Annotated in this window: 1 protein-coding gene; it reads left to right on the forward strand. The window is 72.3% G+C overall.

Annotated features, from left to right (window positions below):
* Positions 1 to 661 (forward strand): sensor histidine kinase (locus tag KN815_RS14110; protein WP_253208965.1); only part of this gene is annotated, 661 nt, incomplete at both ends.

Below are 661 nucleotides of genomic sequence, written 5' to 3' on the forward strand. Positions count from 1 at the left end.
CGGCTGCCCTGGTCGGTGGTCACCTTCGCTCTCACCCTGACCTCGCTCTTCGTCGCCTGGCCGGTGCTGCCGTGGATCGCCCGGGGGCTGACGCATGTGGACCGGGCGATGGTGCGCGGGCTGCTCTTCCCCTCCGATGAGCTGGAGCGGCGGATCGCCGAGCTGGAGTCGGACCGGGGCACGGTGGTCGACACCGCCGCCGCGGATCTGCGCCGTATCGAACGCGATCTCCACGACGGCGCCCAGGCCCGGCTGGTCGCCCTCGCCATGGGGCTCGGTCTGGCGAAGGAGAAGCTGGACGAGGACCCGGAGGCCGCCGCCAAGATGGTCGACGAGGCCCACGGCGAGGTGAAGCTCGCCCTCCAGGAACTGCGCGACCTCGCCCGCGGCATCCACCCCGCGATCCTCACCGACCGCGGCCTCGGCCCGGCCCTCTCCGCACTCTCGGCCCGCTGCACCGTCCCGGTCACGGTGACGGTCGAGCTGCCCGAACGCCCGGCGCCCGCGATCGAGGGAATCGCCTACTTCACCGTCTCCGAACTGCTCCAGAACATCAGCAAGCACAGCGCCGCCCGCACCGCCGAGGTCGACCTGTGGCGCACCGAGGACCGGCTGCTGATCCAGGTACGGGACGACGGACACGGCGGGGCGTCCACCGACG

Origin of the sequence: Streptomyces niphimycinicus (genome assembly GCF_018883605.1) — a bacterium.
In the GTDB taxonomy this organism is placed as follows: domain Bacteria; phylum Actinomycetota; class Actinomycetes; order Streptomycetales; family Streptomycetaceae; genus Streptomyces; species Streptomyces niphimycinicus.